Source organism: Peribacillus deserti (genome assembly GCF_002863585.1).
Classification (GTDB): Bacteria; Bacillota; Bacilli; order Bacillales; family DSM-1321; genus Paraperibacillus; species Paraperibacillus deserti_A.
In genome coordinates, this window is sequence record NZ_PGUY01000042.1 from 1 (window position 1) to 24,663 (window position 24,663).

Sequence of the window (24,663 nt, forward strand, 5' to 3'; positions counted from 1 at the left end):
TTTTACGATGAGTAAAATTCCACTGGCTTTTTTACTTCAGAGGAGGATTTGTCCCAGCCTCTTCTCTTTTTTATGGGCTTACTTTGATCAACTTGTTTGATGGTTCCTGTACTCTTCCGATTATGGCTGCCTCAGTGATACCCGCCTGATGTAGATCCTTCACATAAAGTTCGGCTTCCTCTTTACTTAAACTAACCAGCAGACCGCCTGATGTGATTGCATCGCATAGGATCAGCTGATCAGTTTCATTCAGATTGTCTGCATAAACAACATCATTCATCAGCCATTTATGATTCGATTTTGATCCGCCTGGTACCACTCCCAGAGCGGCAAGTTCTTTTGCTCCATCGAGAAGAGGGACCTTGTTATAGAATATTTCAAGGCTGACTCCGCTGCCTCTGGCAATTTCACTTGCATGTCCCATGAGGCCAAAGCCGGTTACATCTGTAACAGCATTCGGATGGTAAGCCTTCAGTTTTTCGGCCGCCGTATGATTCAAGGCTGCCATTACAGCTGTTACGGCTTCGCCCTGCTCCGCGGTTACGGCATCACGCTTAATTCCAGTGGTTAAGATGCCGACTCCGATCGGTTTAGTAATGACCAGAACATCCCCTGGTTTTGCACCGACGTTTTTCCAGACCTTATCAGGGTGAACAATACCTGTTACCGACAGTCCGAATTTAGGTTCCTGATCATCAATGGAGTGCCCTCCAATTGTAGCGGCTCCTGATTCCTTGACTTTATCGGCAGCACCTCGGAGAATTTCTGAAAGAGTCTCGCTGCCAAGCTTCTTGATCGGATATCCGAGGATATTCAGGGCAGTTTTCGGCACTCCGCCCATAGCATAGACATCGCTTAATGCATTGGCAGCGGCAATTTGACCAAACATATAAGGGTCGTCCACAACCGGTGTAAAATAATCTACTGTCTGTATGAGGGCGATTTCCTCAGTTATTTTATATACTCCTGCATCATCGGATGTTTCGTTTCCAACTAAAACTTCCGGAACAGGATCTTGCTTTGGTAAAAGACGCAAAACTTGCGCCAGGTCCTCTGGACCGATTTTGCAGCCTCAGCCAGCTTTTGTAGAAAGTGCTGTGAGCCTGATTTTTTCGTGTTCCGACATTGAGCATGCATCTCCTTTCATAAGTTACTAGTAAATTGTACTACGGAAAAAGAAATATACCAACGAATAGAATTTACAGAGGCAGATCCGTATGGTTATTTCAGCCCACGTCTATAGATGGGGTTGATTTACCTGAGAGAGACAACTTGTTTTTATCGGCACCATAATTCCGTTATTATCGCAAGAATATAGTTAGTTTGGAAACTGTAGTTTATATAAACTTTTTCACTAACGCCTAAGGGGTCAGAAATACCATTATTTTCTCACAGTCTCAGGAATAAAGAGCTGATAATAGAAAAACATTCTTCCACTGAAGTACATCACTAGACTAGCCGCAGGGTATGTATTATCTGCATATTGTAATCTTAGTGTATGATAAATCGTGTTCAATCTATTATAATGAATGAAACAAAAACCTAAAAAAAGAGGAGGGTCTATATGAACAAGTTTGAAGTTAAAGTTGAATTTTGTATGATGTGAAACTACTCACCAAAAGCTGCGAGTTTCGCAGAAGACCTTTTTAGCCATTTTAGAGGCAATGTCACGAAGATGGAACTCATTCCTGCTTCAGGGGGCGTATTTGAAGTAACCGTTAACGGGAAGCTTCTATATTCCAAAAAGGACACAGGACGGTTCCCTAAATCTAATGATATCATTCAGCAAATGGAAGAATTACAGTGAATAAAAAAGAACAGGGCGGTACCGCTCTGTTCTTTTGAATGTATGATGTTATTTTGCGATTCATTGATCGTGCTATGGCATCTATCAATCTCAAACCGCTGCTTTTTTTGTTCCTTTATTTTTGCCAAGACAGTCAATTAGGCGGTGCGGCCACTTCAACTTTTAACCGGTCAGGATCTTCAAAAAATACAGCATAATGCTCTTTTCCACCGGCAAAAGGATGCTTGTCCTCGTATAAAATCCGTATGCCCTTTCCTCTAAGCTTTTCTGTTAATTTATCGACATTTCTCGTGGACCGGCCATGGAAAGCAATATGATTAAGCCCGGTTTTTGCCCGATGGAAGGGGGGAAATAGATGCTTTTCCTCTGTTTGGACAAAAACTAAGTAAGTGTCTTGATGCTTCCAGCTGAATCCCTTTTCCCATGTTTGATATAATTCATAGCCCAGCTCGGGGAGCAGCCATCCCCAAAATTCTGCTGCCTGCGATAGATCTGAAACATTTATTTCTACATGATGCAGCATCTAACCTTCTGTACCTCCTTTATTTGAATACTTTGACTTCAAGTATATCTCTATTCATGGTTGATTGAATCGTTTTAGTGTGGATAGGAATAGGAAAGTATATTTTCCTCTCTAATTGCTCCTTCTCCGTTAACAGACGGATCACTAATTCATATTCTTTTACTGTTACCATGTATTCGTTAGACTGGCAATGATCGATAAGCGCTTCTATAATATAGGCATTCTCCGTATTATATACATCAACCCTGAAGGCGGTAAAATCTAAGTACGAAGTAAAGGGATCTTGGGAATACGCCTTCATCCAATTGTCAAAATCCAAAGCAATTCACCCGCAATGCTCTTTTTTCTAGGATATTCGGGCTTCATCTGAAAAGTGTTATAATGATGAAAATGCGTAACCCTGGAGGATTATTGTGAAGGAACTTGTTCGTCTATTACCAGCTGTACATGAATTACAAAAATCTGATCTATTCTTAGAACTTATACATAAAACTGGCTTTGATGAGATGCGCCTGACCCGGCTGTTAAAAAGTGAAATACAGCAAGTACGCTCTCTATTGTTAAAAGAAGAGTGGGAAGGCGCATTGCCGGGAACTGAGGAATTTACAAGCGAAATCTTTAAGGCGCTGGCAAAAAAAATCAATGACAGCTATGGATTAAAATTAAAAAGAGTCATCAATGCTACAGGGACTATTTTACATACGAACTTAGGAAGGGCCAGGCTCAGTGATCGTGCCATTCATCATGTGGTCAATATCGCCCGTAATTATTCAAATCTAGAATACCGGCTTGAAGAAGGGGAACGGGGATCCCGGCATGATCATATTGAACAATGGATATGCGACATAACCGGAGCCGAAGCTGCCATGGTTGTTAATAACAATGCTGCAGCGGTTTACCTTATCCTGCGGGCTTTGGCCAAGGAAAAAGAAGTAATCGTTTCAAGGGGGCAGCTCGTTGAAATAGGCGGATCCTTCCGAATATCATCCATCATGGAAGAAAGCGGGGCAAAGCTTGTTGAGGTTGGAACGACAAATAAAACCCATTTATATGATTATGAACAGGCAATCAGCGAACATACTGCCATTTTAATGAAGGTTCATACATCCAATTTTAGGACGATCGGCTTTACTAAAACCGTATCAGCAGCAGAGTTGGCCATTCTTGCTGCTGAACATGAACATCTCTTATTCTACGAAGACCTTGGAAGCGGGGTATTATTTGATCTTGCACATCTTGGAGTCGGAGATGAACCCGTGGTAAAAGAGGTCATTTCAAAAGGTGCTGACCTGGTTTCTTTTAGCGGCGATAAGCTGCTCGGCGGTCCGCAGGCAGGAATCATTGCCGGGAAGAAACGATACATCGACAAACTTAAGAAGCATCAGCTTGCGAGAGTACTTCGAGTGGATAAAATGACACTGGCTGCTCTGGAGGCCACACTTTTGGATTATGTAAAAGGTGATCTTGTTCGTGATACAAATCCAGCTCTCTCTGACATCCTGGCGGAACCCGAAGAATTATTTGAAAAAGCCAGTGTGCTATGCGAGGCCATTCAAAGAATCAGTAAAGGGTATACAGCCATTGTAACGGAAGACAAAAGTACGATCGGCGGCGGTACCATGCCCGGAGTAGAGCTTGAAACGTATGGTGTGAGTGTAACACACCCAGAGCTTGCGCCATCCGCTTTTCACAAAAGTCTTCGTTTAAGTGAACCTGCAATAGCTGCCCGCATCATCCATGACCGGCTCTTTTTTGATGTGAGGACATTGAGGCAGGAAGAACTGGCGGAGGTAGTCGCAGTCCTTAAGAATTTATAAAAAACAATATGTATAACAAGCCATTACACTTTTCTTCATATATATAAAAGGAACACAAGAATCTGCAAAAAGGAGGGATTAAATCTGGGCGTTGTATTAGTTCTTCTATATGTATTACTGCCCATCGTGATTCTTGCTTTTATTATTGGTGCTATTCTGAAGAATAACGGTAAAGGAGATGAGCACATGTTTCGCCATTTATATATTTATTTAGTTTTGTTTGCTACGTTAATGATGGCGATTGGGGGCGGTATATCCATTTTCATGGCAGCAGCAGACCTGGCCAGTCCGCCAGCCTATTACCAGAACTATAATGAGTTTGTTGATTTAAAGAAAAGTGAAAATGGTAAGAATTCAATGGAGTATACGGAAGAAGAACTGAGAAAACAGTTTGAGGCTTCTGTAAAGGACCATAAGGACCGGGTAAAAGATGAGGCGAAGAACCAATTGATAAAAAGCCTGGGATTCATTATTATTCCACTTCCGATATTCCTGTATTTTAACAAGCTCAGGAGCAGAGGAGAGCCTCAATGACTTAAGAGCTAATTAATTAGGAAAGATATGCTGCCTTACCCTTTGGAGGCAGCTATCTTTTTTAGATCCGTAAGTTATCATCAGGCTCTTCCAACCAGGGATATAAATCGTTCATTCGTTATCATAGGCGCAAGCTTTTAAGCACCCTTTAAATGATGGACAGGCAGCACAAATTCTTAATGGTTCAGGTATAATAAAACATACTGAATGACTAAAGGAGAGGGATTTATTTGATTTCATTTCTTGTAGCAATGGATAAGAACCGTGTAATTGGAAAAGATAATGGCCTGCCATGGCATCTTCCCGCTGATTTAAAGTATTTCAAGCAAGTAACGATGGGACATCCAATCATCATGGGAAGGAAAACGTATGAATCAATTGGCCGGCCGCTTCCTGGCAGAGAAAATATTATTCTAACTAGAAACCAGGAATACAAGGCTGAAGGCTGTACAATCATACATACCATTGAAGAGCTGATTGAATTAGAGGAAAACCGTAAAGTCGAGTGTTTTGTTATAGGCGGGGCAGAGATTTTTAACCTGTCGTTTTCTATCGCAGATCGTATATATATAACGGAGATTGACGAGGTATTTGAAGGTGATACCCATTTTCCTGAAATCAATATGAAAGAGTGGGAGCTGGTTTCTAAAGAAAAAGGGCCAAAAGACGATAAGAATCCGTATGATTATTATTTCTGTGTGTATGACCGAGTAAGATAACAGCTGCCGTGTATTTCGGCAGCTTTCCTTTTGTAAAGGCCGCGGAACGTGAGTGCCTGCCAGCTGAACTTACAGGCAAATAAAACCTTTTAAAAAGCAGGAGTCTCGCACCTTACGTTCCAATCAACCTGTTTAACAATAGGATAGGTTCACCGAACTATTAAAAAACAACAATCTTTTAGAAAAGAGCCTATTATAAAGAACCGTTAGATATACGATTGGTAATGTTGTTATAAAAGCTTAAATCAGATTGTGCCGAAATGAGGATAGACAATGGAATTAACTCTGTATAGAGAACTCAATTACACCAATAAAGAGCTGATCAACAAGAAAATGTATGAATTTAATGCCCAATACTTCCGAGATGAGCTAAAGGGTAGACACCAAGAGGTTCATGTATTCGTAAAAGATGAAGATGGCCGGGTATGGGGCGGATTACTAAGTGAGATCCGCTGGAATTGGATGGAAGTTCATTATTTATTTATTGAAGAAGAAATTCGTCATGAAGGGTATGGAAGAAAACTTCTTGCGGAGGCAGAAAAAATAGCTGTCCAGGAAAAATGTGATTTCATTAAACTGGATACGCTAAGCTTTCAGGCTTTGGGCTTCTACCAGAAACAAGGATATAACGTTTTTGGGACCATTGAAAATGCAGGGGGAGAATATTCCCATTATTATCTTAAGAAAGATCTTAACCCGTGAATTATACTCTCATCCTTATTAACCAATTCATTAATTTGTCTATAAAGGATACATAAATATCCAGATTCGCGAAAAGCTATGATAAGAGCTTAAAAAATAGGAGGGATAATCATGGCTATTAATATTCGGAACGCAGTCCTTCAAAATGTAATAGGGGACTCCAGGGAGGATTTAGAAGATACTATTGTCGACGCTGTACAAAGTGGTGAAGAATTAATGCTGCCTGGTCTTGGAGTATTGTTTGAAGTCATTTGGCAAAATGCTTCTGAAGCAAACAAAAAAGAAATGCTTCAAAGATTAGCAGGCGGATTGACAAGATAACCTATTAACTGTTTTCAAAGGCAGGCTGTTTTCGTAAACTTTGTTGCTATTGAACAAGTGGTTGATTTCCTCTCCAGGATGCTCGCGGACCTTAGGGGCGGGCGGTAAGCCTCCTCGTCTTCGCCTGCGGGGTCTCACCTGATCGAAAAGCGGAGGACGGTGCTTTTCAAGAAAAGATCCATCCAAAAGCTGAATGATGATCTTTTTTAATTAGAGGCAAAACGCTAAAAGAAAAGCAGACACCTGATAAAGAAGACTTGCTGATTGGCAAGCGATAGCGAAGACAGAAGCTTAGTCGCCCTTACCACGCTCGTGACACCACGTCCTGTGGCCCCGCCTGGCTCGCACATCCTTGTGCGTCGTGCGTTAGCCCGGCATAAGACTAGCGGCAGTAAAAGGCCGATTTTGCCTTTTAATGGCGATTGGCTAGACCCGCGGTGTCAGTCCGGAGCTGGGCAAACCGAAAAGCGGAAAGCGGTGCCTTCCCCAATAACATTGCTTAAGGAAGCTCATGATTAGCTATCTTTTATCACAAAAAACTCTCAGGGAAGGCAGAGACCTGAAAAGCATAAGACGAGCTGGCCGTGAGGAGCGGTTTTCTTCTCATGGACTGATTGGCTTATGACTCGAGGGTCTCAGCTTGTAGCTGGATCAAGGAGTCTCACACCTTACGCTCCAATCAACCTGATTAACAATAAGGTGATGTAACAAAACTCATTAAAAAACAACAATCTTTTAGAAAAGAGCCTAAAGGCATCAAGGCGTTGGAGGTGAGGTACATGAGGAGAAGTAATGATGAGCTATTAAAGAAAGCCCGGGATATGGACAGGAATGTAGAAGTTGAATCCGGTAATGAGCGTACAGGTGATGAACGGTCCAGAGATACGAAAACAATGGACCCGGCCGGACTCAGCGGAGCGGATACACAGGGGGGCTGACCGGGTAAAAAAACACTCCAGGTAAATAATCTTCGTCAAAGCAGTTCTTTTCTTAGAGCTGCTTTTTTTACTTCGTTGCAAAAGGAATTAAATCATTTTTTTCTAGGGTGTCTTTATGTTATAGTTAACGCGGATGGATAGAATCAATGAAATTTGGATGCTGCATACGGAGGATGGGCCATGAGTGAACTGGTTATGGGGATATTGGAGGAGATTTTAACCGCCGCTGAATTATTATTCGTGCTATGCTTTCCCTATTTCATTTATTTTTATATTCATAGAAAAGATTTGCAGGATGAATTAAGAAATCGAGAATAGGAAAGAACAACCATAGATATACCCGGGTTTCTGGCTTATGAGATCATAAGCCAGAAACCCGGGTCCTTCAGCCCTTTTCAGTCTGGGTTAGGTCGTTTTTATAAGAAAGATAATAAGCCATTGATACAAATACACTGCCCCCAATGGCATTACCGATGAATACCGGGATGAAATTATGAATGAATTCAGCCCAGGTAGCATGCCCTTCAAAAATGGCCGCAGGTATGATAAACATATTCGCCACCACGTGCTGAAAACCAATCGCTACAAACCCCATAATAGGAAACCAGATTCCGAGGATTTTTCCGCTCATATCCTCTGCGCCGTATGCAAGCCACACAGCTAAACCAACCAGCCAGTTGCAACCGATCGCTGAGACCATGCTTCCCACAAAGTCATCATGGATCTTATGATCTGCTATGGAAACTGTTTTCGCCAGAAAAGCACCTTCAGCTGTCAGACCTACAACATGTCCAAAAAAATAAGCGACGAATACAGCACCGATAAAATTAGCAATCGTAATAATTGTCCAATTTTTTACCAGACTGCCCAAGCTGATTCGTTTCACAAAGTAGGCAAAGGGGACAGCCATCATATTCCCAGTTAAAAGTTCTCCCCCAGCAAGAATTATTAGTATAAGGCCTAACGGGAATACGGCTGCGCCTAAAAATCCTCCAAACGTACCCCAATCCTTGGGAAGATCTGCAGATACTCTAATATCCAGCAAGAAACCTAACGAAATGAACGCCCCTCCCAGAAATCCCAAAACCAGCATGCTTTTTAAATTCAGAGCAGCCTTTGTCACACCTGCACTAATCGCAATCTCCGCTATTTTCCTTGGTGGATGATACGCCATTTTCCAACCTCCTATTCAACCTTACTATTTCCCATTGAAGGTATTTCTATAAACATTTTCTTGGCTGAAAATAGGGGGTGTTTAACCTTTACACCAATGTTAAAAGGCATCATCCCGATTTGGCTCTGAGAGATAAAAAAAGCAGGATGGAAGTTGAGCAAAAGATATCAAGAAAATTCGACACTTTTTTAGTAAAGGCTATGTTAAAGTAGAATGTTGATTTTTTGCACTATGTTGATTGTAACGGATATGCGAGACTCCTGCGGGATAAGCGAGTCAAGGGAGACCCCACAGGCGAAAACGCCGAGGAGGCCCCCGGACCGCCCGCGGAAAGCGAGTGCCTGAAGCGAAAATCAACAGCACGTTTAACAGACCTATAGTAAAATATGTAATGTATAGAATGAAATAGGAAAGGAGATTTAATATGTGGAGAAAGATAGAATGTACTGCGATTTATACAAAGAATATGGAGAAATCCATTTTATTTTACCAATCTCTTGGGTTAACTAAAGCATGGGATACATATCAGGATGACGAGAAGCAATATAGACTTGTAGGTATGCGGTTCCCGGAGGGAGAAACAGAATTAGTGTTAAAGAATAATCCAGCTCTTAATTTTACAGAAGTGGAAATTTTGGTGGATGATGTACTAAAAACATACGAAAGCATGAAGAGAGATACCGATGCAGAGTGGATTCGCACTCCTTGATTCGCTTGGCGGGCATGTGGCAGTCATGAAAGCACCGGACGGGAATGTATTTGTACTAATTGGGAAGTAACCAGGAGGAATCGAACCGTTTTTATAGAATTCTACTTTAATGGGATAAAAAGGAAGGAAGTGGAGAGTTGGCAGACAGACATTTGTTTTTACATGGGGGAAGTCCTCCCTTTCTTCAAGAGTCAGGAAGAACATTTTCCAAATTAGTTCCCAGAAGTGGGAAAACGGCCGTTTTATTTCTTGAAAGAGAAGGCTGGCAGGAATATATGAAGAGATACACTCAGGTGTTAGAAGCGGGTGGATTGCATGATTTCACTTATATCGCCCTTCACCGATCCCCGGAAGAAATAGCAGACTTGCTTTCTGAATGTAAAGGAGTAATTATTGGAGGAGGAGATACGGAACAGTATCATACCTATATCGTCGGGACTCCCGTCGGCACGTGCATAAGAGAGTTATATCAAAAAGGAGTTCCGATCGCTGGTTTTTCTGCCGGGGCCCTTATCAGTCCTGCACACTGTGTAATACCACCGATCGATAATGACAGGAAACTCCATCTGTTTCTTGATGGCCTTGGACTGTTGAGCGATTGTGTGATAAGTGTTCACTTTTCTAAATGGAATGAAGAAGAAAATCTGATAAATGCAGTTCATAACACACATGCAAACATTGGGTATGGCATAGATGATGAAGCATGCGCTTACTTTGAAAATGAAAAGCTGGTTTCCACAGAAGGTAACCTATTTATATATCAGCCAGCTCACAGAGAATGACTCATGAATAATAAATTATTTATTATAATTTCTATATTTCTCGTACTAACGGGCGGGTGTACGGATAAAACGGTCATCCATAAACGGGATACCGATTATTCTTCTGTTGAGCCGCACACTCTATCTGGAAAAGAAAAAAACCTGCTTCAATTAACAACCATAGAACCTAGTGAATTACTAGTTTATAATGTGCATTTAATCAAGGAACACAAGGTGAATGTAAAGGTAGATTATTATAAAAATAAAGAATTAAAGCAAACATTCATCAATATGACCAGCTCATTAAAAAAAGGAGATTCTCTTATATCTGCAGGTTTTGATAACTTACCAGGAGATCCACAAAATAAACGGATCTGGTTTGCAGCTATGGGCGGGGCAAAGGGAAGTACAGTAGAATCAATGGATATCAACAAAGGCACTGCATCATCAATTATCTCTATTAACGATAAAAAAGAACTTTTACATGACAAATATACCGTTATTGGAGTATATATTCAAAATTCCTTTGAAACCGATTTACATACAGTTACATTAGAGAATGAGCATTCATTAGATACGATATTGAAGGAAAATGAAAATGTGTACATGATCTCCTTTAGAATAAAAGGTTCTTAGGCCACCATTTTTTTACACAGAAATCTAAAACAAGGTGTATCTTTTTTCACATGGCCCCTATTAGAAAAACCTTAAAACCTTCCATAATCTTAGGTATAATAAGAAAGTATGGTGTTACAAAAAAGGGGGTAGGACGATGGTAAATCAGAGCAATTTACCAGAAACTGCAGCGTCTCATGCAAAGCCTGATAGAGGAATAGGCGATACTTTGCATGGGGTGGCAATCATTTTATAAATCGCCCAAAACTGCTGGTATCATTTCTATATTTGGCTTTGCCCTTATTTCAAATTTAAATAAGGAGCTGGCAGAAATGAGACAGATAAAAGCTAATGCCATATTACCGGATAAGCTTATTGCAGAAATTCAAAAATATATTCAAGGTGAAACGATATATATTCCTAAACCGGAAGCATCCTATAAAAAATGGGGTACTCAATCTGGGGGAAGGAAGCATATTGATGAAAGAAATGCTTCAATCAAATCAGCTTATAGAGATGGAGAAACATTTTATCAGCTTGCTGAGAAGTATTGTCTTTCCATGGAAACCATCAAGAAAATCGTTTATTCGAAATAAAATTTCGAATGCTTCAGCACTGATACTTTATTTATCAGTGCTTTTTATCTGGCGATTTTAATTCTACATTGTTTTTTACATGCTGCCCATTTGCCAATTCTATATAATAATAGCTAAACATTCGGTAAAATAGTTTTTTTTCGGAGGCATATATCATGGCTGTAACATTTATAAGGAACCATCAATATAATTTCATTAAAAAACAAGTAGATATAATAAAAGATACGTATAAAAAAGGAACAGATAAGCAAGTGATCAACGCTGTTAAGGATAGTGCTTATGCCAAAATGATCGATTTATTCCAAGATCATCCCGGTATTCCAACCCACATATTTGATTTGTCCGGACTTGCAACAGAAGCGGAGTTTGATCTCTATACAGCTGATTTAAACGCCTTTATACAACCGTTTCCCGCTGTGACTGAACAACAAATAAAAAAAATGTTCCCTAAGACGAAAAAATTAAAGATGCCGGACTTGAAAGCTATAGATTTGGAGCGTACTACTTACCTAAGCTGGTATGACATCGGAACAAATAAAAAATATATCGTATATGAGCTTAATGACCGGTTAGTGGGTATTGAATGCCGTTTTAATATTTTTAGCCGGAAAAATGTATGTTCGTTCTGTAATCGGCATGGACAGGTAGCATTTATATCGTCTGTAACCAAAGCTAAAAAGATAAATAATCCGGATTATTATAAAGCAATCGGCAACTATATCTGTTTTGACAGCACAGAATGCAATCATCAGATAACCAGCGTCAATTACCTCGACAGCTTCATTAAAGAGATCCTGCAGGAAAAATAAAACAACGGAAAACGGATTGTTGGATTTTAACTTTAAAAAAGGATATTCTAATACAATCACATTTAACTAAAAAATCAAGATATTGGATGGGAATTAACGATGATAGCAAAGACAGAAGAAGATTTTAACGGGTTGAAAGAGATTGGAAGAATCGTGTCATTGATTCGTAATGAAATGGTAGAAAAAACGGTACCCGGTGTTACGACCAAGGAACTCGATGAAATCGCCGGCCGCCTTTTCGAACAGAATGGTGCTATTTCTGCGCCTAAGGGAGAATACAATTTCCCTGGCTATACCTGTATAAGCGTCAATGAAGAAGTGGCCCACGGCATTCCAGGGAGCCGTGTGATTAAAGAGGGCGATATTGTCAATGTGGATGTTTCTGCATCAAAAAATGGTTATTTTGCTGACACAGGAATTTCGTTTGTTGTAGGAAACGGCGATCCGATTTTAACTAAGATATGCGAAACAGCTGTAGAAGCCTTTGAGGCAGGCTTAAAGAAGGCAAAACCTGGTTCAAAGAAAAGCGGTCTTGGTAAAGCAGTCATTGCGACAGCTAGAAAAAATGGACTTACAGTCATAAAGAATCTTACCGGCCACGGGATTGGACGCACTATTCACGAAGCCCCTAACCATATTTATAATTACCATGAGCCATGGGACGATGAGCTTCTTAAGGAAGGAATGGTTATCGCGTTTGAACCCTTTATTTCCACCCGTGAAGAAGAAGTATTTCAATACGAGAATGATGAATGGACATATGTGACAGAAAACAGTTTTGTAGCGCAATGTGAACATACCATCATCCTTACGAAGAATGGTCCAATTATTATCACCCAGTGATTATGATGAAGGAGCTGCTCGAGCTTTGAGCAGCTTCTTTTTTGTTTAATTTACCCGGGTAAACACATAAATTGTTAAATAGTGGTATTATAATAGGTATAACGATATAGGAAAGCGGGGATTCCATGGAAAGAAACGAACAGTACCAAAGAGCTAAACGAAGAGTGCAAAATCTAAAAGCTTTCTACTTACACTTGACTGTTTATATCTTTGTGAATATTATGCTTTTTTTTATTAACTTGACTTCAGATGCCGGAAACTGGTGGTTCTTTTATCCTCTTTGCGGCTGGGGAATCGGCTTAATTGTACATGGATTATCAACTGTAGTGTTTGGAAGATTCGGTTCTGAATGGGAAGAAAGAAAAATAAAAGAATATATGGATAAACAAAACTGATCTTATCCTGGTTCCATGATACTGATGGCAGCAGCTGCATTGCTTGCTAAAAACGTTAATCAAGTGCTGAAATCATCTGTAACAGATGCCCAAGTATCCAGCACCGCTAGATACCTTGTTCCAATCATTGCGTTAGGCTGTTTACTTTACGTTCAATGGCCGCAATATACTTGTAACCCTGCTATGAATGGGGTACAGCCTTGTTACACAGTTATTCCCGGCCTTAGTGTTCAGTTTGATGAAAATAATTTTGTCAATAAGCAGGGAGCTATTGCTGGAATTGCAGCAGGTGTAGCCGCCGTTTCTTATGTAACGATAACAGGTTCCACTGCGGGTACGATTTTCCCTTTCCTGCCGCAGGCTATCCAAGATTTCAACGTCGGGTATCATCGCCTTGATCATCAATGAAGTCGTGCTGTGTTGTAAGCTTAGGAACCAAAGCTGTTCCGGTGACAACCTCAAAAACTAAAACAGCATCTTAATTAAGAAAATAATGGAAATGGCAAGAATACAAATATGAAATTATGACTAGAAGAAAAAAAGCGGCAGCAAAATGCCGCTTTTTTTCTTTTTTTTAGGGGGAGTGGTTTTCTTATTAACTCTTTTGGATGGGAGCCGTGAAGCGGTCAGCATGAAAAAGCCTGACGCTGTGTAACTGGCTTTGGTAAAACCTAGTAATGTTTGGATAATAGGTTAAGGCGCAGTCGTGGGCCTGCCAGACCATAAGCATAAACCAGAATCACTAAGCATAACTCCCTTTAGATAAGCATACTCACAAAAGATAAGCATAGGCAAACAGCAAATAAGCATAAGTCTTCAAAACATAAGCATAAATCGTTTAAACTGAAGCATAAATCATCGAAACATAAGCATAAGCTTCCAGCTGGTGACTAAATCCGATTAAAATATAAGTAAAAGCACTAACGGGCCTATCCCAGATCTATATCCCGGCTTGCTGCCCTGATTCCACACAATAGAGGGAAAAAATATAAAAAAAGAGCTGCTGCCCCTTATTTTTAATATTTATGATTCGACCATTTTTAAACCAAAGCCAGCGTTTGAAAAAATCAATAAAACCTTCAGGCGGGGATGGCTTGTTGGTACAGTTGAGTAAGTGAACAAAAGACCGACTGTATTTGAACAGACTTGGACTGATAGATAAAGGATGAGTTCGGCCCCGGCTTTCTCATCTGAGGCAAAAACCATTCCCATACTAATAAGGACTTATTGACTGAAAAACAGAGGTGACTTATCCCTTTGCTGAGGTTACTGGACAAGCTGCCTTTTTTCCAGGCACGTAAAAACACCATACAGGCATACACCTCCATTTTTGGAGGTGTATGCCTTATGGCTCCAGCTTCCTTGTAGTCGAATTTTGAATGCTTGCGAATTCTGATCCTGTGCCGGATGAGCCTGCTTGGTTTTTTGCTGCTTCAGCTTGGTTGTCACAAGTAGCAGCTGCGTCCATTCCTGGAGTAGCATCCTGGTTCTCACGGGAAACAGCCACACAATTTGATTGTGGTTGATTTTTTTTATTCATTGATATGGTCACCTCCGTTTTTTTCGTAATTTTACGGATGTAAATACTATGACATCAAATTCAAATGGAAAAGGACCTGAAAAAAGGTCCTCCTATATTACATATCATGGTGTGCATGATGCTTTTGTCTTGAATGGTTGTGATTTTTGACCTTATGAGAACCGCTCATCGGCTCTGGCTGAGTATTATTTAGATTATCAGGTGCATTTCTTCTCGCATTTTTTTTCGTCATATATAACAGCCCCCTTACATTTAGAGTGCTTACTACACGTTCAGTTTATACGGTATGATGGCAGGCTGTTGAAGTATAAATTATTTCCTTACGCACAATCTAAGAAAGAGAATATTCGTGACGGGAGGAACAGAGATGGATAAATATCCTTATCATAAAAATAAACAGCAGGCTTTCCAGGCGGCACAGCAAGGGGTAGAACAAGCGAGGGATGAAGCCAGTGGAATCGATGATAGCCGTGCAGATTATGGATCGCAGGTCAAAGCGCTAAAAAAGGAAGTTAGTGAAGCATTTCAACAGATTGAAAATGCGTTAGAAGTGGCATCCGAGCATCAGCGGCTTCAACTTAAACAGTATCAGGACGAATTGGCTGAGATCATGAAGGAAGTAGAAGAATTGGAATAAATGTAAGAGCTAATTACAAGGTACATGTAATTAGCTCTTTTTATTTATGTCTGCTGAATTCAGATGCAATCCCTCGCTTTTTTGAAAGTGGATCAGATTTTCCACGTCGTATTTCTGTTTGGACTTCGAATAGCCATGTTTCGGGCAGGCCTCCCAAACAAGCAGGTACCAAAAGGATAGAAATAACTAGACCACGTTTAGTTACAAAAGAACCCTGTCGACAAATGTGAAAAATTAAATCGCTTTCACCAATAAATTTTGCTACAATAATGATAGGTTCCTCATTAGTATCTTTTTCAAGAAAATAGAAGTAAGGACTTTCAAGGTGTTTTCGCGCATTAATAAGTTTTTCTTATGTTATTCAATAACATACTTGTAATTTACTTATTGGAAAAAGAGGAATAATATAATAATGTGAAGTTGATTAAAATGATGGTTCGAATATTTCGACATTATTCTAGAAATCACTTATTATTAAAGAGGATGGCTTGATTCATTGGCTGTCCTATGTGCAATTAACTACTAAACTATGATTTTTTTCGAAACAAAAAGGGGTGTTTGATTAATGGCAAAGAACGATATTTTTCAATCACGCAGTTCATTTGAGGTAAATGGAAAGCGCTATAATTACTATCGTTTACATGCATTAGAGGAAGCTGGGGTTGCGAAGGTTTCTAATTTACCTTACTCCATCAAAGTATTATTGGAATCTGTCCTAAGACAGGAAGATGGATTCGTTATTAAAAAAGAGCATGTTGAAAACTTAGCAAAATGGGGAACAGACGGAGTTCAGGAAGTCGATGTTCCATTCAAGCCTACACGTGTCATTCTTCAAGATTTCACAGGTGTTCCAGTTGTCGTTGACCTTGCATCCATGAGAAAAGCAATGGCAGACCTTGGCGGAGATCCAAATAAAATCAATCCTGAAAAGACTGTAGATCTTGTTATCGACCACTCTGTTCAGGTTGATAAAGCAGGTTCCATGGATTCATTAAAATTCAATATGGACCTTGAATTCGAACGTAATGCAGAGCGTTATCAGTTCCTTAACTGGGCTCAAAAAGCATTCGATAACTACCGTGCAGTTCCGCCGGCAACTGGTATCGTCCACCAGGTTAACCTTGAGTTCTTAGCAGACGTTGTCCATGCTGCTGAAGGTGAGAATGGCGAAGTTGAATTGTATCCGGATACACTAGTGGGAACAGATTCCCACACTACAATGATAAACGGCCTTGGCGTATTGGGCTGGGGTGTAGGCGGAATTGAAGCTGAAGCAGGAATGCTTGGCCAGCCTTCATACTTCCCGGTTCCAGAAGTAGTCGGTGTTCGTTTCATCAATGAACTTCCTAACGGAGCAACTGCGACTGACCTTGCACTAAAAGTAACGCAGGAACTTCGTAAAAAAGGCGTAGTCGGCAAATTTGTCGAGTTCTTCGGCCCTGGGGTTTCTTCACTTCCTCTTGCAGACCGTGCGACTGTTGCTAACATGGCTCCTGAATATGGCGCAACTTGCGGATTTTTCCCGGTAGATGAAGAAGCGATTGCATACCTTCACCTGACAGGCCGCGATGCGGACCACATCAAAGTAGTTGAAGAATACTGTAAAGCGAATGGCTTATGGCTGACTCCAGATAACGAGCCTGTCTATACAGATGTTGTGGAAATTGACCTTGCGTTAATCGAAGCGAACCTTTCTGGTCCTAAGCGTCCTCAGGATTTGATCCCTCTTTCTGACATGCAGTCTTCCTTCAGAAAGGCAGTTGCGGCTCCTGCAGGCAACCAAGGCTTCGGACTTGAAGCAGCTGATCTTGACAGAGAAATCACGTTCAGCCTGAATAAAGAAGAAGTAACGATGAAAACTGGTGCTGTTGCCATTGCGTCGATTACAAGCTGTACAAATACTTCAAATCCATATGTACTTGTAGCTGCTGGTCTTCTTGCTAAAAAGGCAATTGAAAAAGGTCTTGAAGTTCCTAAATTTGTGAAAACATCTTTAGCACCTGGATCAAAAGTAGTAACAGGCTACCTTCGCGATTCCGGTCTTCAGCCTTACCTTGATAAATTAGGCTTTAACATTGTCGGTTACGGATGTACAACGTGTATCGGCAACTCTGGTCCGCTAGAAATGGATGTTGAAAAAGCCGTAGCTGATTCGGATCTTCTTGTGACTTCTGTTCTTTCCGGGAACCGTAACTTTGAAGGGCGTATCCACCCGCTTGTAAAAGGTAACTACCTGGCTTCACCGCCATTAGTAGTGGCTTATGCGCTTGCCGGCAATGTTAACGTCGATCTTCAAAAGGATGTAATCGGTAAGGATCAGGTTGGCAACGATGTATTCCTAAAAGATATCTGGCCAACAAAAGAAGAAATCAGTGAAGTTGTGAGCAAAACCGTTACTCCTGAACTATTCCGTAAAGAATACGAGAATGTGTTCAGAGACAACGAGCGCTGGAATGCAATCCAAACAAACGACGATTCTCTATATGCATTCGATGAGCAATCAACATATATTCAAAATCCTCCATTCTTTGAAGGTCTTTCTGCGGATCCGGAAGATGTTAAGCCTTTAAACGATTTGAAGGTAGTTGCTAAATTCGGCGATTCCGTTACAACTGACCATATTTCACCTGCTGGAGCGATTGGTAAAGACACACCTGCCGGACTTTACCTGCGTGCAAATGGAGTAAGTCCGCGCGACTTTAACTCTTATGGCTCACGCCGCGGTAACCACGAAGTCATGATGCGCGGTACTTTCGCTAATATCCGTATCAAAAACCAAGTGGCACCTGGAACAGAAGGCGGATACACTACTTACTGGCCGACTGGTGATGTTATGAGCATCTATGATGCATGTATGAAATACCAGCAAGACGGAACAGGTTTAATTGTTCTGGCTGGTAAAGATTACGGAATGGGATCTTCACGTGACTGGGCTGCAAAAGGTACGAACCTTCTTGGAATCAAGACTGTTCTTGCTGAAAGCTTTGAGCGTATTCACCGTTCAAACCTTGTGTTAATGGGTGTTCTTCCTCTTCAATTCAAAGCAGGCGAAAATGCTGAAACACATGGCTTGACTGGTAAAGAAACAATCAATGTTCAATTAGATCAAAATGTAAGACCTCGTGACCTCCTAAAAGTTACAGCAACTGATGAAGCTGGTAACACGAAGGAATTTGAAGTCCTTGTACGTTTTGACAGTGAAGTAGAAATTGAGTACTACCGTCATGGCGGTATCCTTCAAATGGTACTCCGTCAAAAACTTCAAGAAACTGCAAAAACAGAAGCATAAGATCTATAGAAAAAGGCCTCCTTCGTCGAGGCCTTTTTTTATGGAAATATTATTTCCTTCATAAATAAAATAAATTATTATAGATATAAGGTATCATTGTCTATACTGGTAATATCCAATGTAAGGAGGAACATCATGATCAAAAAGGTCCTTTCGGCTATAGTCTTGCTTTTAATGATATCTGTAGCGATTGTTCATGCAATGGACAATAAAAAGGAAGAAGCAGCTTCAGCTCCCGGTCTGGAAACGGGAAACAAAGCCCCTGGCTTTAAGTTAACAACAATCGATGGCAAGAGCGTCAAGCTTTCTGACTATCGCGGCAAAAAAATTATGCTGAATTTCTGGGCAACATGGTGCCCGCCTTGTAAAAAAGAAATTCCTGAAATGGAAGAGTACTCCAAACAAATGGGGAAAGACCAGATAATACTAGCAGTAAACATGGATCCGCAAGCAGATGTTAAGGGATTTGCGGCCAAAATGGGGATGACATTCCCGATATTACTGGACACTGATAATGAGGTGAACACAACCTACAAAATCATCTCAATCCCAACTACATATTTTATTGACAGCAAAGGTATAATCAGCAGTAAAATCCTTGGAGCCATGACCAAGAAGGACATGGCCGACAATATGAATAAGATGAAATAGGTACAGCCAGGCAGGTTCACACTGCCTGGCTTTTTATTAAAACTCTGTTAAACATGGCTGTTGATTGCAGCTAGCAGGCACTCGCTTTCCGCGGGGCGGTCCGGGAGCCTCCTCGGCGGTGAAGCCTGTGGGGTCTCCCTTGCCCCGCTTTTCCCGCAGGAGTCTCGGATATCCGTTCCAATCAACATCGTGCAAAAAACAACAATGACCTTTAACATAGCCTTTATTAAAAGGCTGTGTTAAACGATACTGTTGATTTTTTAGAAAAAGAAAAAGGACCTATGAGGTCCTTCTGTTATTCCCTTCTTCAACTAAAGTACCCGTTGCTTTAAGGACATTTCTTCACAAATAGAAGACACTAATAATGCTCTCTTTATATTTCAGGCTCTTTTAAATGAATGTAGTAATTATCAGCTCTTGTATAAATCAATGGTTAGTAGAAAACTGAAAATACTCATACTTGGTTATTTCTTGAAATATAATGTGATTCTTTAAAATTAGCTTGTAAATTATATGACTGATTGAAGTTGTATTTTAAACCACCACGAGACTTTCTAATCCATAAAACAATTAGTGTGATAACGATGAAACGAAAAGCTATCCCTACAATTCCACCTTCTGGACCATATAATCCACCAGAAAGCCAGGAGTCATCTAAAAGTTTTAATTTTAAAATTCCTTCTACTTTAAATCCACTAAGAGGGAAACCTAAAATTGGTGCTTGTACATAATTCCAAGCGAAATGTAGTGCCCAAGGAAGCCAAATTTTCCGTGTATAGATAAAAGCCAGTCCATACATAACCCCGCCTAACCCATTGCTGAAGGCGGATAATACGGTGGCGTGGTCATTATTTAAATGAACATAGCCAAAGTAAATGGATGTAATTAGTATTGCGAACCAAGGTTTTCTGAATACCTTTACGAGAATGAATAATAAGATACACCTGAACACTAATTCTTCATAGCCAGATGATAGTAATGTCAGTCCTGTATAATAAGCAAAGGTACTTGGATGAAAGCCGACATTTGTTATCTCTACTAATCCCAAAATTATACTTGCTACAAATATACCCATCATAGCAAAACTAGTGATTCCTATACCAGCCAAAATATCATTCCTTGCATAAATATCAGGGGTAATGGGTCCAAAGAGTGCTTTCCACTTACTCACTTTAGTCATATTTTTCTCCTTTAGTGTAATACTTTTATCCTAGTTTATTATACAACGAAACCCTTACAAATTAGTTTATATTTGGTAAAAAAACCTAATTCTCACATTTCACAAAAATAATTAAGCTCTTATTAAACAAACCTGCCACGTTAGTTGAACAAGAAAATCAACAGTATCCTTTAACAGAGCCTATTAAAAAAATAATGGGAACCCCATGCCTCTATTACAAAGTCCATCGTAATACAATGCCATTTTACTCTCCTCAACCCCCAGCGATTATAGCTCATATAACTGTTTTTACGGTTAGACAAACGGCATTTTTTATCTTTACCACACCATATAAGAATTAATTTTGATTTTTGTCATAATTTTAAGTTTATTTTAAGTGTATTTGGCCACAATGATACTAAATGAAAAGAAAAGGTGAAAATGATGAAGAAAAGAAGAAAGTTATCTTTTGAAGAATTGGTGAAGGAAAATAAACGTGAACTGTTAAAGGACGATAAAGCAATGGAACGTATTGAACAGCGTTTGGAAAGCCGCCATTTGGAAAAGGCAGAATAACCAGTTTTTATCTCTTATGAAAAGATCCCTCCACTGGGAAACTAATGTCACAGAGGAGGGATTTTTTAATGAGTAATCCAAAAAGGGATTCTAAACACTTCGTTCCGAGCCACCTTGGCACACAGCCTCGTGGATTCAGCGGCAACAATGGCAAAAAAATGCAGGATAAGTCTGGTAAGCATGCCCAAGTGATCCAGACAAAAGGTGAATGATACTAAAGATTTGTTTTGTAAGTGATTTTTTCCGACCAGGAATAGGTCTAAAAGATGTTAACATAATGTATTTATGATGAAATAAATACAGCAACTGTCTCACACTGCATCTCAAACCTGAATACCAGGGGGTACTTTCATGGATGAAACAAAGATTAAACCGGATGACCGCAGTGATAATGTAGAAAAACTTCAGGAAATGATTCAGAATACGATTGTAAGAATAGAGAGAGCTGAGGCAAGTATGGCTTTTTCTAATGAAGAAGAGCAGCAGAATATTATAGAAAAGAATAAAAAACGTGAAAATTCAATTGAATCGATGAGAACAGAAGTTAAAGAAGAAGCTGCGGCCAGGAAGAACGGTTATAGCTGAGGTATTATCCGCGAATTACTGCAAAAAATGTGCTAAGATAAAGGGTAGCTCCCTATATGGGAGTTACCTTATTTTCGTGCTGTTTTTAACGGTCACGAGAAGTAATTTGGTTGGAAGAAGTGACATAACATGATGAATGAAAATGATGAACAGAATATAGAAAAATTGGTTAAAGAACTCACGCTGGAAGCTGACGAAAAAGGGTATGTTGAGAATTATTCGCTCATTTTCGGCCTGCTCGCAAAGCTGGAAAATTCAGCAGGAGAAACGGATAAAAATAAGTCATTCCTGATTAGTGAGCTTTACGGCATTTTAGCCATGACAAGAAAAAAACTGATAGGCGAGGACAAGCTTTTTAAAGCGTGGATTCATGCGGCTGTCCAGTATAATAAAAAAAATTCCAGGGCAAACCGGCTTTTAGCTGAATCTAAATGGAAGCAGTATAGCGATATTTTTGAAGGTTATTCCTTTCCGCATATAAGAGAAACCGATAACCGAACCACAAAAAAGAAGATCGCTGATCAATATATCGAAACCTGCCGAAAAATACTGGACACTGCAGTCGAGACAGCTGAAGACCTGCGTGAAGCGCAAAGCCATATGGCAAAAAATCCTCATACTGAGTTATCCAGAAAATATAATGACTTACTTGATGCTGTAACGGCTATAGAAGAAGCGGTAACCGGGCTATTGCATTCAGCTGTTGATTATGAGGCTTCCATTACAGGTGTTTTCCATACTGCTGTTCATTTTAACTATGTGAAAATACATGTAGAGAAATTCGGGGAGCTTATAGCCGAATGGCGGTCCTTCTTCAAGGAAGATGAGTTAGAAGAACCTCGGGATAGCTCTATGCATGCTTTGAATGAATTAGTAGGGCTGAAGGAAGTTAAGAATCGGATCAATGATTATTACAAGTATCTGCAATATCAAAGGAAAAGAAATGAATTGGGCTTCATTTCCAAAGATGAAATGAGTCTTAATATGGTGCTTACGGGGAATCCCGGTACCGGGAAAACTACGCTTGCAAGATTGTTTGCAAAGATATTTAATGAGCTCGGTGTTCTCCCAAGGGAAGAGGTAATTGAAGTAGACCGTTCCCAGCTGGTGGGAGCATATGTCGGGCAGACTGAAGAAAATGTAAGACAGGTTGTTGAAAAAGCTCTTGGAGGAGTACTGTTCATTGATGAGGCATATGCACTGAGAAGAGCGGATTCCTCGGGAAGTGACTTTGGCCAGACTGCTATTGATACGCTGGTTTCCTTAATGACGAGCAGTGAATATTCAGGGAAGTTCTCTGTTATCCTTGCAGGGTATCCGGAGGAAATGCGCCAATTTTTACATACTAATCCTGGTCTAAGAAGCCGGTTTCCAACTTCTAACTTATTTGACCTGCCAGATTACTCTCTGTCTGAATTATTACAGATTGCGCATCAAACCGCAGCTGACAACGATTACGTGATAACAGCTGATGCAGAAACAGAGCTTGGTAAACGAATTGAACGGGAAAAAGTAGATGAAACCTTCGGTAATGCAAGAACTGTACGATCTCTGGTCATGGAAGCTATCTTTAAGAAAGGTTCAAGACTGGAACGATCGGATAGTCAGAATCTGCTTCAATTTGCCTCACTAAGTAAAGAAGATTTTGCTGCAGACGATACTGCCCAAAGTTCTGATCCAAAAAGCGGATTGGAACAACTGATTGGCCTTGGAGCAATAAAAGACGAAATCCAGACAATAGAATCCTTCGTAAAACTGCAGCAGCTCCGCAGAGAAAGAGGTCTTCCAGTAGTACCTGTGCAGCTGCATGCGGTATTTACCGGAAATCCAGGTACAGGAAAAACCACTGTCGCAAAACTGTATTCAGAAATTTTAAGGGACTGCGGTATGCTAAAGCGCGGTCACTTGATTGCTGCAAGCAGAGCTGATTTTGTTGCAGGTTATGTTGGGCAGACAGCTATTAAAACAAAGAAGAAAATCAGGGAAGCTCTTGGAGGATTACTTTTCATTGATGAAGCGTATTCCCTGTTAAGCGGGTCAGAAGGGGATTTTGGCAAAGAGGTTATAGATACACTGGTAGATGAAATGACCAAGCATAATGAAAACCTTGTTGTAGTACTGGCAGGTTACCCGAATGAAATGAATCAGCTCTTGAACATGAATCCCGGACTCCGATCCAGATTTAAAAAGTTTATTCACTTCCCTGACTACTCCCCTTCGGAACTTATGGAGATCATTACGGTGTATGCTGAATCGTTCCAATATGAATTGTCACAGGATGTCAGAGATTACTTAGTAAACTATCTCGGTACCCATACCGTTCATGGAAATGCAAGATTTGCGACCAACTTAATAGATGAAGTGATTCAAATCCAGGCATACCGCGTGATGTCTGAGGATGAACAAGTCCACATGAATCCAGATTTGTTAAAGCTGCAAAAAGAAGACTTTTTAAAAACCTTTGAGAAAAGAGAAAGAGGCGAAGGGTAATGTTAGTATCAGAAACACAAGTAGACGTACGCTATGGGGAAACCGATCAGATGGGAGTTGTGTACCATGCGAATTATATCGTGTGGATGGAGCTCGGACGGACACAGCTGATTGAAGAGCTTGGCTTTAAATATGCAGATATGGAGGAGGCTGGCATTCTTTCACCGGTGACAGACATCCAGGCATCTTATAAAAAACCCGTTCGTTATCCTGAAACGGCAACTGTGAAAACATGGATTGAGAAATATGATGGAATCCGCGTAACCTATGGCTATGAAGTATACAATGCTGCAGGGGAGCTTTCTTTAACCGGATTCTCTTCACATGTTTGTGTGAAAGCCGAGAACTTTAGGCCTATCTCCATTAGGAAGAAGTTTCCTGACTGGCATGAAGCCTATGAAAAAAACAAAAAAAACGAAGCTTAGGCAAGGTCAGAGAGTTTCTTTAATGAGACTCTCTTTCTTTTACAACAT

At 40.3% G+C, this 24,663-nt stretch carries 28 protein-coding genes and 3 pseudogenes; 24 read left to right on the plus strand and 7 right to left on the minus strand.

Going from position 1 to position 24,663, the window contains the following annotated elements; genetic code table 11:
• Positions 1 to 70: 70 nt before the first annotated feature.
• Complete coding sequence (selD, locus tag CUU66_RS13425) at positions 71 to 1,126, minus strand: selenide, water dikinase SelD (RefSeq protein WP_101643017.1); 1,056 nt, start codon at positions 1,124 to 1,126, stop codon at positions 71 to 73.
• Positions 1,127 to 1,618: 492 nt separating this feature from the next.
• Between selD and CUU66_RS13430 the strand changes: the two are divergent.
• Positions 1,619 to 1,807, plus strand: a pseudogene (locus CUU66_RS13430) (Rdx family protein); the annotation flags it as partial.
• A gap of 133 nt (positions 1,808 to 1,940) precedes the next feature.
• Here the strand turns inward: CUU66_RS13430 and CUU66_RS13435 are convergent.
• Together CUU66_RS13435 and CUU66_RS13440 are read right to left on the minus strand one after the other, a co-directional pair.
• On the minus strand, positions 1,941 to 2,330 hold the full coding sequence (locus CUU66_RS13435; RefSeq protein ID WP_101643021.1) for a VOC family protein: 390 nt from the start codon (positions 2,328 to 2,330) through the stop codon (positions 1,941 to 1,943).
• 19 nt (positions 2,331 to 2,349) lie between these two features.
• Positions 2,350 to 2,649 (minus strand): Hsp20/alpha crystallin family protein, encoded by a 300-nt coding sequence (locus CUU66_RS13440; RefSeq protein ID WP_101643023.1) that lies wholly within the window; start codon positions 2,647 to 2,649, stop codon positions 2,350 to 2,352.
• Between the two features lie 94 nt (positions 2,650 to 2,743).
• On the opposite strand from CUU66_RS13440, the gene selA reads away from it, so the two are divergent.
• The 7 genes from selA to CUU66_RS24210 all read left to right on the plus strand — a co-directional run bounded on the left by selA (position 2,744) and on the right by CUU66_RS24210 (position 7,679).
• Entirely contained in the window at positions 2,744 to 4,147 is a 1,404-nt protein-coding gene (gene selA / locus CUU66_RS13445) for an L-seryl-tRNA(Sec) selenium transferase (protein ID WP_101643026.1), read from the plus strand.
• 186 nt (positions 4,148 to 4,333) lie between these two features.
• Positions 4,334 to 4,681 carry a hypothetical protein gene (locus CUU66_RS13450; protein ID WP_257967994.1) on the plus strand — a complete coding sequence of 116 codons (348 nt, stop codon included), beginning with the start codon at positions 4,334 to 4,336 and terminating at the stop codon, positions 4,679 to 4,681.
• Positions 4,682 to 4,911: 230 nt separating this feature from the next.
• The gene (locus CUU66_RS13455) at positions 4,912 to 5,400 is read left to right on the plus strand and encodes a dihydrofolate reductase (protein ID WP_101643030.1); all 489 of its coding nucleotides are present in this window, start codon (positions 4,912 to 4,914) and stop codon (positions 5,398 to 5,400) included.
• 273 nt (positions 5,401 to 5,673) lie between these two features.
• Positions 5,674 to 6,102 (plus strand): GNAT family N-acetyltransferase, encoded by a 429-nt coding sequence (locus CUU66_RS13460; protein ID WP_101643032.1) that lies wholly within the window; start codon positions 5,674 to 5,676, stop codon positions 6,100 to 6,102.
• Positions 6,103 to 6,213: 111 nt separating this feature from the next.
• On the plus strand, positions 6,214 to 6,423 hold the full coding sequence (gene sspI, locus CUU66_RS13465) for a small acid-soluble spore protein SspI (protein WP_101643034.1): 210 nt from the start codon (positions 6,214 to 6,216) through the stop codon (positions 6,421 to 6,423).
• 779 nt (positions 6,424 to 7,202) lie between these two features.
• A complete protein-coding gene (locus tag CUU66_RS24205; protein ID WP_180955283.1) occupies positions 7,203 to 7,361 on the plus strand; it encodes a hypothetical protein in 159 nt (52 codons plus the stop codon).
• A 180-nt stretch (positions 7,362 to 7,541) separates the two neighbouring features.
• Positions 7,542 to 7,679 (plus strand): hypothetical protein, encoded by a 138-nt coding sequence (locus tag CUU66_RS24210; protein ID WP_180955284.1) that lies wholly within the window; start codon positions 7,542 to 7,544, stop codon positions 7,677 to 7,679.
• A gap of 67 nt (positions 7,680 to 7,746) precedes the next feature.
• Here the strand turns inward: CUU66_RS24210 and CUU66_RS13475 are convergent, their stop codons facing one another.
• The gene (locus tag CUU66_RS13475; RefSeq protein ID WP_101643038.1) at positions 7,747 to 8,535 is read right to left on the minus strand and encodes a formate/nitrite transporter family protein; all 789 of its coding nucleotides are present in this window, start codon (positions 8,533 to 8,535) and stop codon (positions 7,747 to 7,749) included.
• A 424-nt stretch (positions 8,536 to 8,959) separates the two neighbouring features.
• Here CUU66_RS13475 and CUU66_RS13480 point away from each other — a divergent pair.
• From CUU66_RS13480 to CUU66_RS13515, 8 genes and pseudogenes are all read left to right on the plus strand, one after another.
• Positions 8,960 to 9,314, plus strand: a pseudogene (locus tag CUU66_RS13480) (VOC family protein).
• A gap of 67 nt (positions 9,315 to 9,381) precedes the next feature.
• Positions 9,382 to 10,026: a Type 1 glutamine amidotransferase-like domain-containing protein gene (locus CUU66_RS13485; RefSeq protein ID WP_101643039.1), complete on the plus strand. Its 645-nt coding sequence runs from the start codon at positions 9,382 to 9,384 to the stop codon at positions 10,024 to 10,026.
• Between the two features lie 3 nt (positions 10,027 to 10,029).
• Positions 10,030 to 10,641 carry a hypothetical protein gene (locus tag CUU66_RS13490; protein ID WP_101643041.1) on the plus strand — a complete coding sequence of 204 codons (612 nt, stop codon included), beginning with the start codon at positions 10,030 to 10,032 and terminating at the stop codon, positions 10,639 to 10,641.
• Between the two features lie 311 nt (positions 10,642 to 10,952).
• On the plus strand, positions 10,953 to 11,216 hold the full coding sequence (locus tag CUU66_RS13495) for a CD3324 family protein (RefSeq protein ID WP_101643117.1): 264 nt from the start codon (positions 10,953 to 10,955) through the stop codon (positions 11,214 to 11,216).
• A gap of 155 nt (positions 11,217 to 11,371) precedes the next feature.
• On the plus strand, positions 11,372 to 12,025 hold the full coding sequence (locus CUU66_RS13500) for a FusB/FusC family EF-G-binding protein (protein ID WP_101643042.1): 654 nt from the start codon (positions 11,372 to 11,374) through the stop codon (positions 12,023 to 12,025).
• 99 nt (positions 12,026 to 12,124) lie between these two features.
• Positions 12,125 to 12,868, plus strand: a complete 744-nt coding sequence (gene map / locus CUU66_RS13505) for a type I methionyl aminopeptidase (RefSeq protein ID WP_101643044.1) — start codon at positions 12,125 to 12,127, stop codon at positions 12,866 to 12,868.
• Between the two features lie 125 nt (positions 12,869 to 12,993).
• A complete protein-coding gene (locus tag CUU66_RS13510) occupies positions 12,994 to 13,263 on the plus strand; it encodes a 2TM domain-containing protein (protein WP_101643046.1) in 270 nt (89 codons plus the stop codon).
• A gap of 6 nt (positions 13,264 to 13,269) precedes the next feature.
• A pseudogene (locus tag CUU66_RS13515) lies at positions 13,270 to 13,745 on the plus strand (sodium:solute symporter family protein); the annotation flags it as partial.
• Positions 13,746 to 14,608: 863 nt separating this feature from the next.
• Here the strand turns inward: CUU66_RS13515 and CUU66_RS13520 are convergent.
• Positions 14,609 to 14,803 carry a hypothetical protein gene (locus CUU66_RS13520; RefSeq protein WP_101643050.1) on the minus strand — a complete coding sequence of 65 codons (195 nt, stop codon included), beginning with the start codon at positions 14,801 to 14,803 and terminating at the stop codon, positions 14,609 to 14,611.
• A 97-nt stretch (positions 14,804 to 14,900) separates the two neighbouring features.
• Positions 14,901 to 15,035 (minus strand): small acid-soluble spore protein P, encoded by a 135-nt coding sequence (locus CUU66_RS13525; protein WP_101643052.1) that lies wholly within the window; start codon positions 15,033 to 15,035, stop codon positions 14,901 to 14,903.
• A 135-nt stretch (positions 15,036 to 15,170) separates the two neighbouring features.
• Here CUU66_RS13525 and CUU66_RS13530 point away from each other — a divergent pair, with 135 nt between their 5' ends.
• From CUU66_RS13530 to CUU66_RS13540, 3 genes are all read left to right on the plus strand, one after another.
• Positions 15,171 to 15,440, plus strand: coding sequence for a hypothetical protein (locus CUU66_RS13530; protein WP_101643054.1), 270 nt, complete (start codon positions 15,171 to 15,173; stop codon positions 15,438 to 15,440).
• 565 nt (positions 15,441 to 16,005) lie between these two features.
• The gene (acnA, locus tag CUU66_RS13535) at positions 16,006 to 18,729 is read left to right on the plus strand and encodes an aconitate hydratase AcnA (RefSeq protein WP_101643056.1); all 2,724 of its coding nucleotides are present in this window, start codon (positions 16,006 to 16,008) and stop codon (positions 18,727 to 18,729) included.
• A 135-nt stretch (positions 18,730 to 18,864) separates the two neighbouring features.
• Positions 18,865 to 19,380, plus strand: a complete 516-nt coding sequence (locus tag CUU66_RS13540; RefSeq protein WP_101643058.1) for a redoxin domain-containing protein — start codon at positions 18,865 to 18,867, stop codon at positions 19,378 to 19,380.
• A gap of 454 nt (positions 19,381 to 19,834) precedes the next feature.
• Here the strand turns inward: CUU66_RS13540 and CUU66_RS13545 are convergent, their stop codons facing one another.
• Entirely contained in the window at positions 19,835 to 20,560 is a 726-nt protein-coding gene (locus CUU66_RS13545) for a CPBP family intramembrane glutamic endopeptidase (protein WP_101643060.1), read from the minus strand.
• Between the two features lie 423 nt (positions 20,561 to 20,983).
• Here CUU66_RS13545 and CUU66_RS13550 point away from each other — a divergent pair, with 423 nt between their 5' ends.
• From CUU66_RS13550 to CUU66_RS13570, 5 genes are all read left to right on the plus strand, one after another.
• Positions 20,984 to 21,115, plus strand: a complete 132-nt coding sequence (locus CUU66_RS13550; RefSeq protein ID WP_101643062.1) for an FbpB family small basic protein — start codon at positions 20,984 to 20,986, stop codon at positions 21,113 to 21,115.
• Between the two features lie 68 nt (positions 21,116 to 21,183).
• Positions 21,184 to 21,327 carry an acid-soluble spore protein N gene (locus CUU66_RS13555; RefSeq protein WP_026695801.1) on the plus strand — a complete coding sequence of 48 codons (144 nt, stop codon included), beginning with the start codon at positions 21,184 to 21,186 and terminating at the stop codon, positions 21,325 to 21,327.
• 139 nt (positions 21,328 to 21,466) lie between these two features.
• Positions 21,467 to 21,700 carry a small acid-soluble spore protein Tlp gene (gene tlp / locus CUU66_RS13560; RefSeq protein WP_101643064.1) on the plus strand — a complete coding sequence of 78 codons (234 nt, stop codon included), beginning with the start codon at positions 21,467 to 21,469 and terminating at the stop codon, positions 21,698 to 21,700.
• Between the two features lie 129 nt (positions 21,701 to 21,829).
• Complete coding sequence (locus CUU66_RS13565) at positions 21,830 to 24,190, plus strand: AAA family ATPase (protein WP_257967995.1); 2,361 nt, start codon at positions 21,830 to 21,832, stop codon at positions 24,188 to 24,190.
• Positions 24,190 to 24,615, plus strand: coding sequence for an acyl-CoA thioesterase (locus tag CUU66_RS13570; RefSeq protein WP_101643066.1), 426 nt, complete (start codon positions 24,190 to 24,192; stop codon positions 24,613 to 24,615). Before CUU66_RS13565 ends, CUU66_RS13570 begins: the two co-directional genes overlap by 1 nt.
• The last annotated feature ends 48 nt before the right edge of the window (positions 24,616 to 24,663 follow it).

Coding starts and splice junctions, on each gene's coding strand:
- CUU66_RS13435 (WP_101643021.1), bottom strand. CDS start 2,330: ATGCTGCATCATGTAGAAATAAATGTTTCAGATCTATCGCAGGCAGCA.
- CUU66_RS13450 (WP_257967994.1), top strand. CDS start 4,334: ATGTTTCGCCATTTATATATTTATTTAGTTTTGTTTGCTACGTTAATG.
- CUU66_RS13460 (WP_101643032.1), top strand. CDS start 5,674: ATGGAATTAACTCTGTATAGAGAACTCAATTACACCAATAAAGAGCTG.
- sspI (WP_101643034.1), top strand. CDS start 6,214: ATGGCTATTAATATTCGGAACGCAGTCCTTCAAAATGTAATAGGGGAC.
- CUU66_RS24205 (WP_180955283.1), top strand. CDS start 7,203: ATGAGGAGAAGTAATGATGAGCTATTAAAGAAAGCCCGGGATATGGAC.
- CUU66_RS24210 (WP_180955284.1), top strand. CDS start 7,542: ATGAGTGAACTGGTTATGGGGATATTGGAGGAGATTTTAACCGCCGCT.
- CUU66_RS13475 (WP_101643038.1), bottom strand. CDS start 8,535: ATGGCGTATCATCCACCAAGGAAAATAGCGGAGATTGCGATTAGTGCA.
- CUU66_RS13490 (WP_101643041.1), top strand. CDS start 10,030: ATGAATAATAAATTATTTATTATAATTTCTATATTTCTCGTACTAACG.
- CUU66_RS13495 (WP_101643117.1), top strand. CDS start 10,953: ATGAGACAGATAAAAGCTAATGCCATATTACCGGATAAGCTTATTGCA.
- CUU66_RS13500 (WP_101643042.1), top strand. CDS start 11,372: ATGGCTGTAACATTTATAAGGAACCATCAATATAATTTCATTAAAAAA.
- map (WP_101643044.1), top strand. CDS start 12,125: ATGATAGCAAAGACAGAAGAAGATTTTAACGGGTTGAAAGAGATTGGA.
- CUU66_RS13510 (WP_101643046.1), top strand. CDS start 12,994: ATGGAAAGAAACGAACAGTACCAAAGAGCTAAACGAAGAGTGCAAAAT.
- CUU66_RS13520 (WP_101643050.1), bottom strand. CDS start 14,803: ATGAATAAAAAAAATCAACCACAATCAAATTGTGTGGCTGTTTCCCGT.
- CUU66_RS13525 (WP_101643052.1), bottom strand. CDS start 15,035: ATGACGAAAAAAAATGCGAGAAGAAATGCACCTGATAATCTAAATAAT.
- CUU66_RS13530 (WP_101643054.1), top strand. CDS start 15,171: ATGGATAAATATCCTTATCATAAAAATAAACAGCAGGCTTTCCAGGCG.
- acnA (WP_101643056.1), top strand. CDS start 16,006: ATGGCAAAGAACGATATTTTTCAATCACGCAGTTCATTTGAGGTAAAT.
- CUU66_RS13540 (WP_101643058.1), top strand. CDS start 18,865: ATGATCAAAAAGGTCCTTTCGGCTATAGTCTTGCTTTTAATGATATCT.
- CUU66_RS13545 (WP_101643060.1), bottom strand. CDS start 20,560: ATGACTAAAGTGAGTAAGTGGAAAGCACTCTTTGGACCCATTACCCCT.
- CUU66_RS13550 (WP_101643062.1), top strand. CDS start 20,984: ATGAAGAAAAGAAGAAAGTTATCTTTTGAAGAATTGGTGAAGGAAAAT.
- CUU66_RS13555 (WP_026695801.1), top strand. CDS start 21,184: ATGAGTAATCCAAAAAGGGATTCTAAACACTTCGTTCCGAGCCACCTT.
- tlp (WP_101643064.1), top strand. CDS start 21,467: ATGGATGAAACAAAGATTAAACCGGATGACCGCAGTGATAATGTAGAA.
- CUU66_RS13565 (WP_257967995.1), top strand. CDS start 21,830: ATGATGAATGAAAATGATGAACAGAATATAGAAAAATTGGTTAAAGAA.
- CUU66_RS13570 (WP_101643066.1), top strand. CDS start 24,190: ATGTTAGTATCAGAAACACAAGTAGACGTACGCTATGGGGAAACCGAT.